The organism is Blautia sp. HCP3S3_G3, assembly GCF_052063365.1.
Taxonomy (GTDB): Bacteria; Bacillota; Clostridia; order Lachnospirales; family Lachnospiraceae; genus Blautia_A.
On record NZ_JBQHXR010000003.1, the window covers coordinates 135,570 to 154,591 of the forward strand.

At 45.0% G+C, this 19,022-nt stretch carries 16 protein-coding genes; 1 reads left to right on the forward strand and 15 read right to left on the reverse strand.

Annotated elements, in window-relative coordinates; all coding sequences use genetic code 11:
* Positions 1-21 precede the first annotated feature (21 nt).
* The 15 genes from ACTNEW_RS05855 to argC form a co-directional block, all read right to left on the reverse strand.
* Positions 22-2,061, reverse strand: coding sequence for a glycosyl hydrolase family 95 catalytic domain-containing protein (locus ACTNEW_RS05855; RefSeq protein WP_441058933.1), 2,040 nt, complete (start codon positions 2,059-2,061; stop codon positions 22-24).
* Between the two features lie 14 nt (positions 2,062-2,075).
* Complete coding sequence (locus ACTNEW_RS05860; protein ID WP_441058935.1) at positions 2,076-2,915, reverse strand: carbohydrate ABC transporter permease; 840 nt, start codon at positions 2,913-2,915, stop codon at positions 2,076-2,078.
* A 12-nt stretch (positions 2,916-2,927) separates the two neighbouring features.
* Positions 2,928-3,836, reverse strand: a complete 909-nt coding sequence (locus ACTNEW_RS05865) for a carbohydrate ABC transporter permease (RefSeq protein WP_441058937.1) — start codon at positions 3,834-3,836, stop codon at positions 2,928-2,930.
* A 65-nt stretch (positions 3,837-3,901) separates the two neighbouring features.
* Positions 3,902-5,293 carry an ABC transporter substrate-binding protein gene (locus ACTNEW_RS05870; RefSeq protein ID WP_441058939.1) on the reverse strand — a complete coding sequence of 464 codons (1,392 nt, stop codon included), beginning with the start codon at positions 5,291-5,293 and terminating at the stop codon, positions 3,902-3,904.
* Positions 5,294-5,621: 328 nt separating this feature from the next.
* On the reverse strand, positions 5,622-7,958 hold the full coding sequence (locus ACTNEW_RS05875) for a DNA internalization-related competence protein ComEC/Rec2 (RefSeq protein ID WP_441058941.1): 2,337 nt from the start codon (positions 7,956-7,958) through the stop codon (positions 5,622-5,624).
* A gap of 75 nt (positions 7,959-8,033) precedes the next feature.
* Positions 8,034-8,969, reverse strand: coding sequence for a GerMN domain-containing protein (locus tag ACTNEW_RS05880; RefSeq protein ID WP_441058943.1), 936 nt, complete (start codon positions 8,967-8,969; stop codon positions 8,034-8,036).
* A 10-nt stretch (positions 8,970-8,979) separates the two neighbouring features.
* The gene (locus tag ACTNEW_RS05885) at positions 8,980-10,401 is read right to left on the reverse strand and encodes a sensor histidine kinase (protein WP_441058945.1); all 1,422 of its coding nucleotides are present in this window, start codon (positions 10,399-10,401) and stop codon (positions 8,980-8,982) included.
* A 3-nt stretch (positions 10,402-10,404) separates the two neighbouring features.
* Complete coding sequence (locus ACTNEW_RS05890; RefSeq protein ID WP_441058947.1) at positions 10,405-11,094, reverse strand: response regulator transcription factor; 690 nt, start codon at positions 11,092-11,094, stop codon at positions 10,405-10,407.
* 91 nt (positions 11,095-11,185) lie between these two features.
* The gene (locus tag ACTNEW_RS05895; RefSeq protein ID WP_441058949.1) at positions 11,186-11,884 is read right to left on the reverse strand and encodes a helix-hairpin-helix domain-containing protein; all 699 of its coding nucleotides are present in this window, start codon (positions 11,882-11,884) and stop codon (positions 11,186-11,188) included.
* 189 nt (positions 11,885-12,073) lie between these two features.
* Complete coding sequence (locus ACTNEW_RS05900; RefSeq protein ID WP_441058951.1) at positions 12,074-12,508, reverse strand: DMT family transporter; 435 nt, start codon at positions 12,506-12,508, stop codon at positions 12,074-12,076.
* A gap of 117 nt (positions 12,509-12,625) precedes the next feature.
* Positions 12,626-12,841, reverse strand: coding sequence for a FeoB-associated Cys-rich membrane protein (locus tag ACTNEW_RS05905; protein WP_441058953.1), 216 nt, complete (start codon positions 12,839-12,841; stop codon positions 12,626-12,628).
* A 4-nt stretch (positions 12,842-12,845) separates the two neighbouring features.
* Positions 12,846-14,036 (reverse strand): aspartate aminotransferase family protein, encoded by a 1,191-nt coding sequence (locus tag ACTNEW_RS05910; protein ID WP_441059070.1) that lies wholly within the window; start codon positions 14,034-14,036, stop codon positions 12,846-12,848.
* Complete coding sequence (gene argB / locus ACTNEW_RS05915) at positions 14,029-14,925, reverse strand: acetylglutamate kinase (protein ID WP_441058955.1); 897 nt, start codon at positions 14,923-14,925, stop codon at positions 14,029-14,031. The genes ACTNEW_RS05910 and argB overlap by 8 nt, the downstream gene beginning before the upstream one ends.
* 36 nt (positions 14,926-14,961) lie before the next feature.
* Positions 14,962-16,185, reverse strand: coding sequence for a bifunctional glutamate N-acetyltransferase/amino-acid acetyltransferase ArgJ (gene argJ, locus ACTNEW_RS05920; RefSeq protein WP_441059072.1), 1,224 nt, complete (start codon positions 16,183-16,185; stop codon positions 14,962-14,964).
* 61 nt (positions 16,186-16,246) lie between these two features.
* Positions 16,247-17,287, reverse strand: a complete 1,041-nt coding sequence (gene argC / locus ACTNEW_RS05925) for an N-acetyl-gamma-glutamyl-phosphate reductase (RefSeq protein ID WP_441058957.1) — start codon at positions 17,285-17,287, stop codon at positions 16,247-16,249.
* A gap of 387 nt (positions 17,288-17,674) precedes the next feature.
* Here argC and ACTNEW_RS05930 point away from each other — a divergent pair, with 387 nt between their 5' ends.
* Positions 17,675-18,901: an argininosuccinate synthase gene (locus tag ACTNEW_RS05930; RefSeq protein WP_441058959.1), complete on the forward strand. Its 1,227-nt coding sequence runs from the start codon at positions 17,675-17,677 to the stop codon at positions 18,899-18,901.
* Positions 18,902-19,022: the final 121 nt, after the last annotated feature.

Here is a 19,022-nt window from a genome sequence, read left to right on the forward strand (position 1 = left end):
CTCCTTACCTTCCGGAAATCTTCAGTCCGGAAACGGCATGATATTCTCAAACTCTGCCTTCCATTTACCATTCTTCGGAAAGCCCGGCAAAGCTTCTGTACAGCCTTTGTATCCGGCTGTCATCATGGCAGATGCAAGCAGAAGCGATCCGTTTCCCGGCAGATACAGAGGCAGATCTGTTCTTGTTTTCTGATAATTATTTCCACTGGCAACATAAGAATTTTTAGGAGTATCTTTCAGCAGAATATCGATTGCCGTATCCGGATCTCCCAGCCGTACCGCTGTCATGGCCAGCATTGCAAAATCCCAGCCCCATGCAGTATCAAATTCCCAGCATTCCATCACTTTTTCCAGTGTATTTTTCATTTTCTTCGGCTGGATTCTCCGTCCCGGAAGCAGGCCAAAAGCAGCTGTCATCGACGGATGATCTCTGTTAAACCGCTCAAACGTTTCCGGACAGGTCTCACAGGCAAGATATCGTCCGTCCTTTTCCGGCAGAGGTGCCATATGTTCCGCTACTTCCCTCCAGTTTTCACTGTCCCTGCCCAGTCTGTCCGCCCAGTCAGCCGCTGTCTCAAGGGCAAACTGCCAGTACTCCAGTTCATAGGCCGGATTCTTCGTTGTGCGCGGATCATGTTCTTCCTGCGCAGGAATCATCGGTGACGGCAGATCATAGCATCCTTTTTCCGCATCAAAAACAGCAAAATCGCACATAAAACGTGCCGTCTCCTCAATGACCTCCCAGAATTTTTCCAGAAGTGCATCCTCTTTTTCTGCATTCCAGACCAGATACAGCATCCACAGAATATGCGGCTGCTGCCAGATCAGGAGTACCGCAATGGAAGACGGACTGTCTGCTGCATCTCTGTCCGTCATTTTGGGCCACCTGGCTCCCCGGTAACCATTGCATGCCGCATTCTCCCTTGCCTGATCCAGATGCATCCGGTACCAGTCCAGACTTCCATGCAAAAGCTCCGGCTTATTCCAGAGCGCCGCCCATGCGCAGTGCCAGGGGTACATCTCCAGATGAAACTTCCCATACCAGCTGTTGCAGGTAAGTCCCGTCTCCTGAGGCGGAACAGACCCCATAGACTGAATAGCCAGAAGATATTGGGAAAGTACAATTCTCCGCTCCAGTTCGCATGCTCTCTCATCTGTCGATTCATGCAGATCGATCATCCCGCAGGTACTCCAGAAATCCCTCCATCGGGAGCGGCTGTCTGACATAACATCTGCAAAATTACTGATTTCCGGTTCTTTCTCATTTCCAAATGCCAGCGTAAATACCAGAGAGTTTTCATTTCCACGCAAAATCCATTCGTGCTTTTTCTTCGGAACAAGTTCCGCTGAAGTCTCCGTTCGCAGCCGGACTTTGTAGCTGTCCCTGTCAAGCACACGGACAAATACATCTTCTTTCAATACCGTTTCATGCCAGTCTTCATGCTCCCAGTCCGAAGCCGTAATATCACTGCTTCCGTATGGAAATGCTAGCAGCACAGACAATCTTCCCTTCGCCAATGCTTCAGACCGGACAGAAAATCCCAGAACATCTTTCGTACCTGCACAGACAGTTTCCGTCTCCACCGGATATCCTTCCAGAACGAAACGGCTTTTCAAAATCCCGCTTTCCAGATCCAGAACCTGAAAACAATCTCCTGCCTGTTCCGGATGAATTGCTTCTCCATCCCACAAAAATCCGACTCTGATCAGGTTCAGTCTGTGCGGATTTTCGCGAAGCCAATGATAGATTTCTTCATTTCCCGGCTGCACTTCTGAAGCGTAAAAAACCGTTCCCTTCGGGCTTTCGTAAGGCGTTTTCCGGATGTCCTCCGGCCTGTACCAGACAGTTCTCTTTTCCCCTGCCGGTGCACTGTGCCAGCCCCACTGACTCATCGTACAGAGTGGTACATACTGTACTTTCTGCTCCTCATAAAATGTCTGGAGTCCTGTGATATCTGCAGTAAATGCCAGTTCTCCATTCCCCACAGTCAGCGGACTTTCCGCCTCCCACCGGTCAAGTACGGGACTGTTTCGTTTCAGCAGTTCTTTTCTGTTTATCATCGTTTTCTCCTGTATCAGCCTTTGACACTTCCCGCTGTTACACCGTCCATCAGATAACGGTTAAAGAACAGGAACAACAGGAATACCGGAATCAGTGACAGTGTGGACATGGCAAACATCGGGCCGAAATTGGTTCCCTGAACATCCGCAAAGTTTTTGATTGCGAAGGATACTGTATAAAGTCCCGGCTTGGTAAGATAAAGCAATGGTCCCATATAATCATCCCATACCCAGTAGAACTGAATTACAACAGTCGTAATAATCGATGGTCCCAGAAGAGGAAGCACTATTTTTGAAAAAATCTGATAACGGTTGCATCCGTCAATCATCGCCGCCTCATCCAGCTCTTTTGGAAGTCCTTTGATAAACTGCATCATCATGTAAATAAAGAATGGTACTCCCAGAAATTTCGGCAGAATCATCGGAACAAACGTACCCACCATATGAAGATTGTTCCAGATAATGTACTGAGGAATCATCAGAACCTGTCCCGGAAGAAGCATGGTCATAATCATGCAGGTAAACCAGAATTTCCTGCCTTTAAATTTTACTCGTGCCAGCGCATAGGCAACCATTGCAGAACTCACGACCGTTCCCACTGTAGCCAGTACAGAAATGACGATCGAGTTCTTAAAATATGTGGCAAAGCTGTATTCTCCGGCACCTTTCCAGCCGTTGGGATAGTTCTCAAAAACCCATTCTGTCGGGAAAAACGGCGCATTATTTCCCAGAATTTCGCTTTTCATTTTGAAAGAACTTAAGATCATCCAGATTACCGGATAAATCATCAGCAAGCCAAACAGCACTACAAACACATGATAACATACGGTGTAAATATTCTTCTTTGCTTTCATCTCAAGGCCTCCTTATTCATCTGCTTCATAAAATACCCAGGTCTTGGATGTCTTGAAAATAATGCCGGTGGTAACCGCCATAATGATCAGGATAATCCAGGATGCCGCACAGGCATATCCCATATGTCCATAAGAAAATCCCTCTGTAAAGATGAACAGGGAAACATATTCTGTCGCATGATTCGGACCGCCGTTTGTGATGATCTGCGCCTGTGTAAAAGTCATAAATCCGGAAATCAGCTGCATCAGAAGGTTAAACAGAATAATCGGAGACAGACACGGAAGGGTAATCTTAAAGAATCTTTTCACTGCACCGGCTCCGTCAATCTCTGCCGCTTCATAATAATCCATAGGAATCTGCTTAAGCCCGGATGCAAAGATCAGCATGGAAGAACCAAACTGCCATGCATTACAGAGCACCAGCGGAATAAATGCCCATGTCGTACTGCCAAAAAAGTTAAATCCCGTCACACCCATACTCTTGATAAAGCTTACAATCGGACCGCGGCTTCCAAAAAGCTGTTTCCATACCAGTGCAACTGCCACGGAACCACCGATCAGAGACGGAATATAATATACCGCACGGTAGATTCCCTGAAGTCTGGTAGGTCTTGTCAGAAGCATTGCAATAAATAATGCAAAAACCAGCTTCAGCGGTACTCCGATCAATACATACTGCAGTGTCACCATAATTGAGTTTCCAAATGTGGCATCTTTAAACAGATTCAGATAATTCTGCAGACCAATCCATAATGCATTTCCGCCAATTTTATAATCACAGAAGGAATAATATAAAGACAGCGCCATCGGAATCAGAGTCAATCCACAGAATCCGATAATAAACGGTGCCGCAAAAATATATCCCACGGTATTATCATTATTCAGAAATGCTTTCAGTGAAGCTTTTCTGCTTTCTTTCATAGTCGTCCTCCTTAAAAAATGCGCCCTGAAGGAAATCCTTCAGAGCGCGGTTTCATCAAAATTCTTTATTCCTGTGTTTCGAATTTTGCCCAGATTTCCTGTGCTTCTGCCCAGAATGCTTCAGCTGCTTCCTCACCATTTTCGTAAGAACCATTGTAGAGACCCTGTGCATATTCTTTCTTAAGAACGTCAGAGATTTCTTCATTTGCTGTAGGTTCTGCCGGGCTGGAATTCTTGGTATCTTCCATGGAACCGATCAGATCGATGATATCATATACTTTTGCAGTTGTCGCATCTGTCAGAGTGCTGTCGGCCTTGAGCGCCTCAAGTACTGCGCTGTTAATGGAAACACCACGCTCACAGTTGAGAATCTTGTTTGCTTCAATACTGTTTGCAAAGAAGTTAATGAAGTTTGCTGCGATTTCTTTTTTCTCAGATTTGGAGTAAATGCTCAGCTGCTGAGAGGAACGAACTACCATACCAGACTGTCCGTCTGCGGAAACTTTTGGCAGTGTGCAGAGTTCCAGTTCAATTCCGTTCTCGGATGCTGCATTACTCAGAGCCTGGAACTGGTTGGAAGAAAGCATGATCATCGCTGCGTCACCGTATGCGATCCAGTCAGCTTCCACGTTCTGTCCGATTTCATTCTGGATACCCCAGTCACCGATGCATCCTTCTGTCATCAGATCGTTGTACAGGTTCATAAAGTATGCGATCGGTTCTGTATCGCCCTCAAATGCAAAATCGCTTCCATCCATTGCATAGAAGTTATAGCCTTCTTTCCACTGGGTAACCACACTGAACAGAAGACTGTTGTATTCTACTGTGGTGATTGCCGGATTTCCGGTCTGCTCGGTAATGGCACGGCATGCAGCTGCGAAATCATCCCATGTCCAGTTCTCGGTCGGATACGGTACGCCGCATTCATCAAAGATTGCCGGATTATATGCAAAACATCTTGCATTTGCTCCGTTGGAAATACCGGTAACATCGCCGTTTGCATTGTTTACCGTTGTTGCAAGCATTGCTTCATTGATTGAGCTTGTATCGATGATTCCGCTGTCAATATAACTGTTCAGAGGCTCGATCGTGTCATAATAGGTTGCCCAGTTATTTCCCATCTGGAATACATCCGGAAGTTCGTTTCCTGCCATTTTTGCCTGGAATACGGTCCAGTAGCTGGAACCGTCTGCATATTCGTATTCGATATCGATTCCGGTCAGCTCTTCATACATTTCGATGACTTCGATGGTTTTCTGATGACGTGTATCAGATCCCCACCACATAAAGTTCAGTGTTTCTCCTGAATAATCCGGCCACTGATAATTCGGATCGTTCACATCATTGACAGTACCAGCCTCAGTAGTCTCTTCTGCTGCCTCTTCCGCAAATACCGGCACAACTGCAGTGGATACCATAGCTGCTGCCATCAACATTGCAAATACTCTTTTTTTCATGTTTTCTTCTTCCTCCTTGTCTGGTTTTGCTTTTGTGCATTTTGCCATACAAAATGCTTGTTTTTCTATAAACAAACCTTATCACCCTTTTTTATCTCTGTCAATATTGTCTGATGTTTTGCATAATATCGGCCTAATTATTATTTTTTTCGAACTATATTTACTTTTCCATTTTTCTTCGCATTTCAGTTTTTTGTATATTTTGCACAATTTCTTGTTTTCGTTTTCTATACTTCACACAAATGGAAGATCCCTGTCGTAAAGGCACCTGTATCCTTGCCGGAACTTTTTCTTCTTTTGCTGTTTTCTTTATTTTTCTTTCCGGAAATTATTTTTCCTTATTTTGCAGCCATTCTGTCACACAGATTTTCGTTCCATCAGTCCTGCATTGTATCGCCCCGTTCTTCATCGTATATTCCACCCGGCACCCGGCCATTTTCAGCCTTTCTATCGTCTCATCCGACGGATGTCCGTAGGTATTCGAAGAAGAACAGGAAATCACACCTATCTCCGGACGAACCTTTTGCAGAAATTCCGCTCCTGTGGAATACCGGGATCCATGATGAGCCACTTTGAGAAAATCTATATCAGACAGATACGGCAGAAGTTTCTTTTCGGTTTCCATTCCGATATCCCCTGTCAGAAGCCCTCGGAAATCACCATATCTCACCTCGCAGACTATCCCATTCTCATTGACATCCGGCTCTTCTTTCTGCTCCTCATTTATCACAGGAGCCAGAAACGCCAATTCCAGTCTTCCCGCCTGTATGATATCACCGTGTCCTGCATATACAGGTTTCACGCCGGAACGCAGAGCTGTTTTCTCCAGTTCCTCATACGCTTCATTCTTTTGTGTCCATTTTGGCAGAATCAGTTTATCCGCACGGATTCCGGTAAGATCTTCCGCCATCAGCTCCAGCAATTCCTGAATTCCGCTGATGTGGTCCTGATCTGTATGTGAGATCAGAATCCCGTCAAGCTTCGAAATCCCCCTGTTCTTTAAAAAGGGAAGAATCTGCTTTTGTCCTACCTTCGTTTTATTGCTGCTGCCTCCATCAACCAGAAAATGATATCCTTCCTCCGTCTCCAGAACAATGGCATCTCCCTGACCAACATCCAGGCAGGTAATCTTCAGGCCTTTTCTGTCACGCCATCCGAGTATGAGCACTGCTGTACACATCAGCAGGACACACAGAATATACTTGTATCGCCGATTATCGTTTTCCTGACCGAAACATTCGCCATGAACTTTATCTCTTCCGGAAGCTTTCCCTTTTTCCTGGATTTTTCGAAAAATCCTGACAGCAGATCCATCCTTTTTTCCCACAAAAAATACCATTAGCAGCAACACATAATAAATGATCATTTGCCAGATTTCCGGTTTTCCTCCGATCCAGGTACACACCGGAAGCTTTCCTGCCAGTTTACAGCAGAAATCATACAACCATAACAGAGCACGCCCCGAAATCAATGTCACAGCCGCAGCTTTCAGGCTGAAAAGCCCAATAAGCCCTCCCGCAGCTCCAGTCAGCAGCACCAGCCCCACAGTTGGCAGCACCAGAAGATTCAGAAAAATTCCAGCCATGGAAACTTCTCCATAAAAATACAGAAGCACCGGCATCGTCACCAGCTGCACCGCAGCAGAAGAAAGTAATGCTGTAAGGATTTTGTTTTTTATTCCGGTCATTTTTACCAGAGCCGCTCCTGCCCGGATTCCCAGAACCGCTCCAAAAGACAGCAGAAATCCGCTGCTGTACAGATTTGCAGGCGCACTGAGAAGAAGTATGACCGCCGACAGTCCCAGTGCGCTGAGACTGTCATAACATCTTCCCAGAAGCTGTGCTCCCACAGACATCAGAAACATACAGACTGCACGCATGGCAGCCACACTTGTGCCGGTCATCATCCCGTACTGCAGCATCAGACCCAGAGCAAGCATTCCCGATGCAAACAGCCCAAGTCCCGCCTTTTTCAGAAACCTGTTTACCCCTTCACCCAGAAGGCTGATATGCATGCCCGAAATAGCCAGAATATGAATCATGCCAGCCATCTGATACCGCATTTTTGTTTCTTCTTCCAGATTTCCTTTTTCCCCGAGAAGCATTGCCTCAAACACCGGTGCATCCGCTCCTGAAGTGTTCTCGAAAACATTCACAAAACATTCTCTCACATCTTCCAGTCCCTGCAGATATACAGAAAAAGACTCCGATTTTTCTTCGATCACACCATCTTTCAGAAAATAATAAATATGCCTGCACGCATAGTACTGCCGGCTGTCAAATTCTCCCGGATTCCTTGTTTCAGGCACGCGAACCAGCCTGCCGGACACTTTCAGCAATGTTCCTGCAGGTATTTTCTCCATGGCATTTTCTTTATTGTTTTTTAAAAAAACTCTTACATTTTCGATGGAAATTTTTTCAGACTTCTCTGCTCCTTCCGATTTCAGAAGCAAAGATACATTTTTGAGATAGACAGACTGGGAATATTCGGTTTCTGCACACTGCTGAACCTCCCCGCAGATAACAGCATCCGGATGTGTTTCCAGCCATGCCTGGAGGGACCGGGGAAGAGGATTTCCTCTGACCAGTGAAATCCCCAGTCCATCCGCAAGGCACAAAACAATCATCAGGAGTATGCAGACCAGACATAACGGACGTTTTCCCATAACGTTCCTCCCCGGTACATCGCTTTCAAAACAGCGGTACCGCTCACTTGTCTGCAAACACAATTGTGATCGTTCCTATTCTGTTACAATCAGTTCTTCATTTTTTTCATAATAGCTGTATACCGGAAGATTTTCCCCGAAATTACCGGTGTTCTTCCCTTCTATGGAAATCTGTACCTTATCCGCATCACCGACAGCCAGAAGAGAATTGACGATCGAATATACCACCGCCTCCTCCGAAACCTCCGGAATATAATCGGTAAGGCTTGCGTCCATACTTACATAGCAGACGCGGTCTGCAGTCATCACACTCAGCACTGCTGCACTTTCCGGAATCGTCGGGTAATGATCTTTTACCATAGGACCTTTGGCAAGCTGCTCCAGTACCACACGTTCTTTTGGAAGATTTCGTTTATAATAGACGTTTCTCTTCTCTTCTACAAGTCCGGTACCTGTCTTGTCTGTAAAATACAGGGTAAAGGTATCATACCGGTAACTGTCCAGATTTTCATCAGAATACTCCACAAAGGTATCCTCTGTCATTTCACCCACAACCGCATTTCTGGAATCCTTCAAATCTTCTCCGCCCACTGTAAAGCGAACAGCACCGATTCCCGGAACCTGTATAAATGTCTTCACAATTCCGGCACGAACCAGAACCTCCCTGGCTCTGCTCATTTTGCTGTACTGACTGTTAAAATCGATGATCAGTACGTTTTCCTGCTGCTTATAGGAATTGATCGTCACTTCCTTTGGCAGAAGGTTGATTTCCTCTCCCTCAGCAGCTTTTTTCCCAAGACGCTGCATAAGATCTTTCAGCATATACTCTGTGGTTTCTTCCTTCGGAATATAGTCTTCCTCAATCAGCTCTGCCGCATCACTGCTGAGATAATAAATATGATAAGAAACAGCCGCTTCTTCCTGCGGTTCCTCTTCCACTTCAATCGTACACCCCGCAAGTGGAATACAGATCAGAAGAACAGCCATAAACATAGATAAAAACTTCTTCATCTGACACCTCCTACGGAATATATGACAGCGGGATTCTAACGGAGAAAGTCGTGCCTTCTCCTTCTTTGCTGAATACCTTGATCACGCCATGATGCATGGCTATGCTGCTTCTGGTAATCGCAAGTCCCAGACCGGTACCGCCGATTTCTCTGGAATGAGATTTGTCCACACGATAAAATCTCTCAAAAATACGGTCTATGGAATCTTCCGGAATTCCCAGTCCGGAATCCGCAACTGTCACATAAAAATATTTGTGATCTGCATCCAGGGATACACGCACCCAGCCGTCATCCACGTTATATTTGATTCCGTTTTCCACCAGGTTGCTGATCGCTGAAGTAAATTTAATTTCATCCACATCAGCCTCCACTGTACGGAAACTGTCAAGGATCAGATCAATATGTCGCTTGTCCGCAATCGGACGCAGCCGCTTCAGAATATCCTCAAGAAGCTGGTTGATATCCATATGGGTGATATTCAGATCCGAAGTCTTCTTGTCCATTTTTACAAGTGCAAGAAGGTCTGTAATAATCTTATTTTCGCGGTCAATTTCCGCAGTAATATCCTGCATAAACTCCTGATAAAGTTCTTCCGGCACTCCCTGCTGTCCTACCAGAGAGTCCGCCAATACTTTCATGGAAGTCAGAGGCGTCTTCAGTTCATGAGACACATTGGAAACAAATTCCTGGCGGGATTCGTCCAGTACTTTCATACGTGCCACCATCTTATTGAATGCGTCTGTGATCAGCACTGTTTCCGTATAGTCCGGAACAGAAATCTCCTCGTTCTGATAGCCATCTGTCAAATCTTCAATCGCCTTTGTCACGCGGGCAAAAGGTTTCACCAGGACCGTCGACAGAACATAGCCAAGCAGGACTGCAAGTACAACAATAATACCGATGATCAGAATCCCTTTCTGCTCCAGTTCCGCTACCGTTGCTGTGATTTCCCTGCAGGAAAAAGTCACCAGCATGGCTCCCTGAAGCTGCTGTACATCCGGACTTTTCACCGGAACCGTAATCTCCAGAGTCTGATGTTTTCTGGTATATCCGGTATTATTTTCTCCTTTAAAACAGCGGATAATCTCCGGAGAGATCATCACCTTTCCTTCATCCATCTGATACGTATCTTTTACTACCCTGAAATCCCTGTCAACCAGAAGAATTCTTCCGCCGTAAACATTAGACAATAACTCCAGCTTGCTGTTGACAGAGTCTGAGCTGGAGTCATTGAGATAGTTTGATTTTATTAACAGGTTGCACAAAATCTCACACTGATTCCGGACTGCGTCCACACGGATCTGAATGGCCTTATCTTCATAATTGTTAATTACCATTCCCACAGTAATGACACTTGGCACAATTCCCAGAATAATCAGGATAATCAGAATACGAAAACGCAGACTTTTAAAAAAATTGCCCCGTTTTTTCATGGATTATGCCTGGAAATAATATCCCACACCCCATTTGGTGTGTACGTATTTCGGCTCACTGGGATTTGCCTCAATTTTTTCACGAAGTCTTCGGATATGTACGTCAACCGTCCGCACATCTCCCGGGTATTCATAACCCCAGACAATATTCAGCAGATTTTCACGGCTGTATACTTTATTTGGATTAAACACCAGCAGCTCCAGAACATCAAATTCCTTCGCTGTAAGGTTGATCTCTTTGCCGGAAATAAAAACACGGCGGCTTTCACAGTCAAGCTTCAGGTCTCCGGCCTGGATCGTTTTTGCCTTTTCTTTCTGCTCATGGTCAGAGCCGGCACGGCGCATGATCGCCTTGATGCGGGCTTTGACCTCCAGAATATTAAACGGTTTGGTAATATAATCATCCGCACCATATTCCAGACCGAGGATCTTGTCCATGTCTTCGCCCTTGGCAGTAAGCATCACAATGGGAACATTGGAAAATTCCCGGATCTGCTGGCACACCTCAAGCCCGTCCATCTTCGGAAGCATGAGATCCAGCAGGATGATGTCATATTTATTCTCTTTCGCTTTTTCCACTGCCTCTTCACCGTCATAGGCACAGTCCACTTCCATTCCGTCCTGTTCAAGACTGAAACGGATTCCCTTAACAATCAGCTTCTCATCGTCTACTACCAATACTTTCCTGCTCATTCATGTTCTCCTTATTTTATCTGTATCTGCTCCGTGTCACAGAGACTGTTGCCTAGAGTATGTTTGAAAATTCATTCACGGAACGATACGTTTATTCCACTGATATCCTGTCTTTGATCTTCGCAAATGTTCCTTCTTTGATTCCCGGCACATTCAGGATTTCCTCCACTGCGGCAAATCCGCCATGTTCCTCTCTGTATGCCAGAATCGCCTGTGCTTTGGACGCTCCGATTCCTGTCAGAGACGTCAGAGCTGTTTCATCTGCGGTATTGAGATTTATTTTTTCATTCGTATTTCCGGATCCGCTGTCCACGGATCCTTCTGAAGGTTCCATTTCTCCCTGCACTGCACTTTCCTGCAGACCGGCCTCTGCTTCTTCCCTGGTCGGAATATAGATCTGCTGCCCGTCACTCAAAAAACCGGCACGGTTCACACATTCTGCGGCAGCTTCCGGCAAAAGTCCTCCTGCAGCATCGATTGCCTGAAAAATACGAGAATCTGACTGCAGTTCATATACTCCAGGACGTATTACTGCACCGCATACATCTACATAAATCGTTGTCTCCGACTGTGCAGAAGCCTCTTCATCCGGTGCGGTCTCTGTATCCTCCTCCGTTTCAGGATTTTCTCCATCCGCAGCTTCTTCGGTCTGACTCCCGGCACTTTCCAGAAATTGCGCTTCCCGGCTGCTGCAGCCTGCAGCTGTAAGCAGTATCAGACACCATAGAATTCCCGCAAAAACACAAATACAGGCAGGATGATTCACTTTTTTTAACTTTTGATAACGCATGGTTCTCCGGTTCACCCCTCTGCCCTACAACATGGCAGGCTCCCCGTTCCTCATACAGAACCTTCTCTATATTTTAACGAATTATTACAATTTTTACAATAGCTTTTCTTATTTTTATGTTTTTATGTGATTCTAATTTTTCTGCCTGCAAGCTGCAACTCCTGTCAGAAAGCAATTTTCAAACAGATTCTATTTTTTCCATTTAAAAATCACAATACCGGCAATCGCGATCAGCATGCCCAGGATTTTTCTCCACTCAAATGGTTCCCTGTCCACGCCAAACATTCCGAAAAGTTCGATCACATAAGCCACCGCAAGCTGAGAAATGACGATCAGCATTGCCGCCGTGGCCGGTCCCAGCGCGCCCATGCTCTGAATCACTGTAACCGTAATAAACGCACCGATCACGCCGCCAAGAAGTGTGTATTTGTGATCCACCTGCCACAATGCTCCGATACTGTCTCTTCCTGTAAAAAACCAGGCAGCTGCACAAACCAGAAAAGCCGAAAACTGCACCCATCCGGTAGATAACCAAAGACTGCTCTGTTTGGTCACTTCCGTGTTAAAAACGCCCTGCACGCTCATCAGCGCACCTGACAAAAGCGCTGTCAGAATTCCCCACATATCCATTCCTCCATCTGTTCCGTCAAAAAAGGTGAATGTACAGACATCCACCTTTTCCGCTTTTTTTATTAGATTTTATACAGATTTCAGAAAATTATGCCTGACAAATGAAAACCATCAGGCTTTGGGATTGTTCCGGTGAGAATCCTTTCTGTAAAAATCATTCCAGCAAGAATCCTTCCACGCAGAATCGTTCCGGTGACATTGTCCTGCACAGTGACTGCAGTCCCCACCGCACTGAAGGGACTTTCCGTACTTTTTGTCACGTATCATACTTCTGGCTGCCAGCACCACAGCCAGTATCAAAACAGCCAGAACAACTGCAGTTCCCATGGACTCAGCCCTCCAGACAATCTCCAAGAATATCTGCCATCTCATCGATCTGTGATTTTCTGATTACAAGAGGAGGCACAAGTCTGAGAACATCACTTCCCGCCGAAATTACCAGAAGTCCCTCTTCCAGAGCCTTCTTAACAATTTCTCCCACAGGACGTCCGGTGATCACAAGCCCCTGCATAAGACCCTTTCCTCTTCTTGCTGCAACACAGTCATATTTCTCAACAAATTCATCCAGTTTTGCTTCCAGGTAAGGAGCCACTTCTTTTACATGTTCCAGAATATGATCCTGTTCGTAAATATCAAATACCTTGCTTACTGCCGCACACACCAGTGGATTTCCTCCATAAGTAGTACCGTGGTCTCCAGGTGCCAGAGATGCCCCGGCAACCTTTTCATTCAGTACAAATGCCCCTACCGGCACACCGCAGCCAAGAGCCTTGGCACACGCCATAACATCCGGCTGTACCCCGTAAGACTGCCATGCGAAATAAGATCCTGTACGGCCCATTCCACACTGCACTTCATCAAAAATCAGAACGATATCCTTCTCATCGCAGAGTGCGCGAAGCCCTTTCAGGAACTCAGAATCAGCCGGATAAATACCGCCTTCTCCCTGTACCACTTCCGTAATAATGGCACATGTTTTGTCTGTTACAAGTGCCTTGACACTGTCAAGATCATTGAAATCGGCAAATTTCACACCACCGATCAGCGGCTCAAACGGCTCACGGTAATGCGCTGTTCCAGTCACAGATAATGCACCCATACTGCGTCCATGGAACGAATGATTCATAGCAATAATCTCATATCGATCCGCTTTTCCGCTTTTTGCAAAAGCATATTTTCTGGCTGCTTTCAGCGCACCTTCGATTGCCTCTGTACCACTGTTGGTAAAGAATGCCTTGCACATTCCGCTTGCTTTGATCAGCTTCTCTCCCGCTTCACTCATCGGAAGATTATAGTATAAATTGGAGATATGAGTAAGCTTGTCGATCTGTGCCTTCAGAGCTTCATCATATCCCGGATAATGGTATCCAAGAGAATTTACCGCAATTCCTGCGGCAAAATCCAGATATTTCATTCCTTCCGTATCATAAAGATAACATCCTTCTCCCCTGTCAAAAACTACAGGAAAACGGTTATAAGTATGAAGAATACTAGCCTCAGCTTCTTCCATCTGTTTATTCATGTCCATCGTAATATTTCTCGCCATCCTCTCGTAAAATTGCTGTTCCAATACCTTTGTTTGTAAAAATTTCCAGAAGGAGGCTGTGCGGAATTCTTCCGTCCAGAATATGCACACGGTTCACTCCATGCTCAATCGCATCAATACAATTGCGCAGTTTCGGAATCATTCCTCCGCCTACATAACCCTCTGAAATCAGGTTCTCTGCTTCCTTCACATGAAGCTCGGAGATCAATGTGGAAGGGTCATCTTTGTCTTTATAAACGCCTTCAATATCAGACAAAAATGCAAGTTTTTCCGCCTTCATCGCTTCTGCGATCGCACATGCGGCATCATCTGCATTGATGTTATAGCTGTCAAAATTCTCATCATAACCGACCGGAAATACAATTGGAAGGAAATCTTTTTCCAGCAGATCCAAAAGGATTTTCGGGTTGACTTCTTCCACTTCTCCAACATATCCGATATCTTCTCCATTGGAAAGCTTTTTATGACATTTCAGAAGTCCGCCATCCTTTCCGCTGATTCCAACGGCTTTTACACCAAGCGTCTGAACCAGTGTTACCAGCTCTTTATTTACTTTTCCAAGCACCATTTCCGCGATTTCCATGGTGTCTTTATCTGTCACACGCAAGCCATTGATAAATTTGGCTTCCATACCGACTTTTCCGACCCAGCGGCTGATTTCCTTACCGCCCCCGTGGACAATGATCGGTTTGAATCCTACCAGTTTCAAAAGAACAACGTCTTTGATGACATTTGCTTTTAATTCTTCATCAAGCATGGCACTTCCGCCGTATTTCACAACAACGATCTTACGGTTAAATCGCTGAATATACGGGAGGGCCTCAATCAGCACCTCAGCTTTGTCCAGATATTTCTGATTAACCATTTTCGGAACTCCTTTTACAGTATCATTTTCTTATCATCAGGAACGGTAATCCGCATTGATTTTGATATAATCATAAGTCAGATCACAGCCCCATGCAGTTGCTGTACAATCACCCATTTTCATATCTGCGATTGCTGTCACTGCCTCTTCTGAAAGAATTCTGGTGGCCTCTTCTTCGCTGTATCCTGTAGACACGCCATTTTCAATGATCTTGATTTTGCCTGCTTTGCTCTCAAAATACAGATCTACTTTTTCCGGATCAAACTGTGCACCGGAATATCCCATAGCACAGAGAATTCTTCCCCAGTTTGCATCATGGCCGTAAATCGCAGCCTTTGTAAGAGAAGAAGTGACAACAGATTTGCTGAGCGTCACTGCCTGTTCCTTACTCTCTGCACCGATAATTTTTACTTCAAAAAGTGCGGTTGCACCTTCCCCATCACCGGCAATGTATTTGGCAAGGGTTGTATTTACATAATTCAGTGCCTGTTTAAATATCTCGTAATCTTCCCCTTTTTCCGTAATCTCAGGATTCTCTGCAAGACCATTTGCCAGAAGAAGAACGGTATCATTTGTAGAAGTATCTCCGTCTACGGATACCATGTTATAAGTATCTTTTACGTCTTCACTCAGGGCTTCCTGCAGCATTTTTTTGGATATTTTGGCATCTGTGGTGACAAATCCAAGCATGGTACACATATTCGGATGGATCATTCCGGACCCTTTGCACATGCCGCCGACAGTCACTGTTTTTCCACCGATCTCGATCTGTACTGCCACTTCTTTTTTTACGGTATCAGTAGTCATAATCGCTTTTGCTGCTTCCGTTCCTGCTTCCAGACTCCCATCCAGTTTTGGTGCCATAGCCTTTACTCCGCTGGCGATCCGGTCAATGGGAAGCTGCATTCCGATCACACCTGTAGAAGCCACAAGAACACTGTCTTCCCGTATCTGCAGTGCTTCTGATGCTGCTTTTGCAGTTGCACGGCAATAACCCAATCCTTCCTCACCTGTACATGCATTGGCAATTCCGCTGTTGCAGATCACTGCCTGTGCTGCGGGATGGTTATAGACAATATCCTGATCCCACTTTACCGGTGCTGCCTTTACCACATTCGTTGTAAAAGTTCCGGCTGCCAGACATGGTACTTCGCTGTAGATCATAGCCATATCTGTTCTTCCCTTGTACTTGATTTCTGCTGCTGTTGCTGCGGCCTGAAAGCCTTTTGCTGCTGTTACACCACCTGTAATAATTTCCATCATAATCTCCTCTTTTCCCTGCAGGATTCTTCCTGTATTTTTTGCTGGTTTTCCTGCCCGATCAAGGCATCATCGGTACCTGACGAAGACCTTCCGCTTCATCAAATCCAAACATCAGGTTCATATTCTGAACTGCCTGTCCTGCAGCTCCTTTTACCAGATTATCGATGGCGCCCATCATAATGATACGTCTGGTTCTCGGATCAATTTTAAAGTTTACATCCACATAATTGCTGCCTTCCACAAATCTTGTCTGAGGACATACATCCTTATCCAGAACCCTGATAAAAGTCTCCTCTGCATAGTATTTATCATAAGCTGCCCGCACTTCTTCATATGTCACATCTTTTGTCAGAGAAGCATATGCTGTGACCAGAATTCCACGGTTCATAGGCACCAGATGCGGTGTAAAATTGATCAGCACTTCCTGTCCGCATGCGTATCCAAGCTGGTCTTCAATCTCCGGTGTATGTCTGTGTGTGGCCACACCGTAAGCCTTGATATTTTCGTTTACTTCGCAGTAAAGATTGTCCACTTTTGCGCCTCTTCCGGCACCGGAAGTACCGGATTTTGCATCAATAATAATGGTGGACGGGTCGATCATTCCTTCCTTTAATAAAGGATAAATGGACAATGTGGAACAGGTAGGATAACATCCAGGATTAGCAATCAGCCTTGCCTTTTTAATATCTTCCCGATTGATCTCACACAGTCCGTAAACTGCCTCTTTCACATACTGCGGGGATTTATGTTCGATACCGTACCACTTTTCATATTTTGCAACATCCTTGATGCGGAAATCTGCACTCAGATCGATGATTTTTACTTTGGATAAAATCTCTTCATTTACAAGAGAAGCGCACAGTCCCTGTGGTGTTGCAGTAAAAATCACATCCACTTCATCTGCCAGCTGTGCCATGTTATCGTCCATACATTTCGCATCTACCAGTTTGAAAAAATTCTGATAGATTTCTGCATATTTTTTATCAATATAACTTCTGGATCCGTACCATACAACCTCCACATCTTTATGGCCAAGCAGCAGTCTTACAATCTCATTTCCCGCATAACCTGTTGCACCGATAATACCTGCTTTAATCATTTTCTCCTCCTTATATTTCAGACTAGCCTCTTACTTACTATATCATCATTTCACTTCTGTCAAGCAGTTAAGATTATACATCCATCCTGCATAATATGCAACACTTATTTTTTCCGCATTTTTCCGGGATTCATCTGTTCTCGTGTATTTTCATTTATCTTTTCCTATTTAATGTTGCATTTTTATGCAAAAACTTTTTGATATTTTTTCTAATTGCCTATTGCATATTTATAAAAAATGTTGTATATTAACCCATGTCGGCAGGACCAGTATCAAGAATCCAATGCCGAAAATCTATTTTTATACGAAAATATATAATACCAAATATCACCGTTTCTGCCAATAGCAGGAATGATAAAAATTCAGAAATTCAGGAGGAAATTTATTATGAAAGAAAAAGTTGTATTAGCGTACTCAGGCGGACTGGATACCACAGCACTGATTCCGTGGTTAAAAGAAAATTTTGATTATGAAGTAATCTGCTGCTGCGTCAACTGCGGACAGGGCAACGAACTGGAAGGACTCGATGAACGTGCAAGACTTTCCGGTGCAGCCAAATTATACATTGAAGATATTGTAGATGATTTCTGTGACAATTATATCATGCCATGTGTAGAAGCAGGTGCTGTTTATGAACACAAATACCTTCTCGGTACTTCCATGGCACGTCCGGCTATTGTTAAGAAATTAGTAGAAATCGCACGCAAAGAAGGCGCTTCTGCCATCTGCCACGGTGCAACCGGCAAAGGCAATGACCAGATCCGTTTCGAACTGGGAATCAAAGCTCTTGCTCCTGATCTGAAAATCATCGCTCCATGGCGCATGACAGATGTATGGACTATGCAGTCCCGTGAAGATGAGATTGCTTTCTGTGAGGCACACGGCATCCATCTTCCATTTGACGCAAGCCACAGCTACAGCCGTGACCGTAACTTATGGCATATCAGCCATGAAGGTCTGGAACTGGAAGATCCGTCACAGGCTCCGAATTATGACGACATGCTTGTGCTCAGTGTAACTCCGCAGAAAGCTCCTGACAAAGAAACAGAAGTTACCATGACTTTTGAATCTGGTATTCCGAAAACTCTGAACGGCAAAGAAATGAAAGTTTCCGAAATCATCACGGAATTAAACAGACTTGGCGGTGAAAATGGTATCGGTATCGTGGACATCGTAGAAAACCGTGTAGTCGGAATGAAATCCCGCGGCGTTTATGAAACACCTGGCGGAACGATTCTCATGGAAGCTCACGACCAACTGGAAGAACTGATCCTTGACCGCGAAACACTGGAAACCAAAAAGAAACTGGGAAGCCAGTTTGCACAGATCGTATACGAAGGCAAATGGTACACCCCTCTTCGCGAGGCAATTCAGGCATTTGTAGAATCTACTCAGAAATATGTCACCGGTGAAGTAAAATTCAAACTGTACAAAGGCAATATCATCAAAGCAGGAACCACTTCTCCATACAGCCTGTACAATGAATCTCTTGCATCCTTCACCACAGGTGATCTGTATGACCATCATGACGCAGACGGATTTATCACCCTGTTCGGTCTGCCGCTGAAGGTTCGTGCGATGATGATGCAGGAAGCAAAGAAAACCGAAAAATAATCGTATCTGTTCATTCCCTTCACAGATAATGTCTTCTGAACAGTTACAAATAATCTTTTAAATGATCTTTTTCTTAAAACTGACACAGGAGCATCTGCGATTCATGCAGATGCTCCTGTGT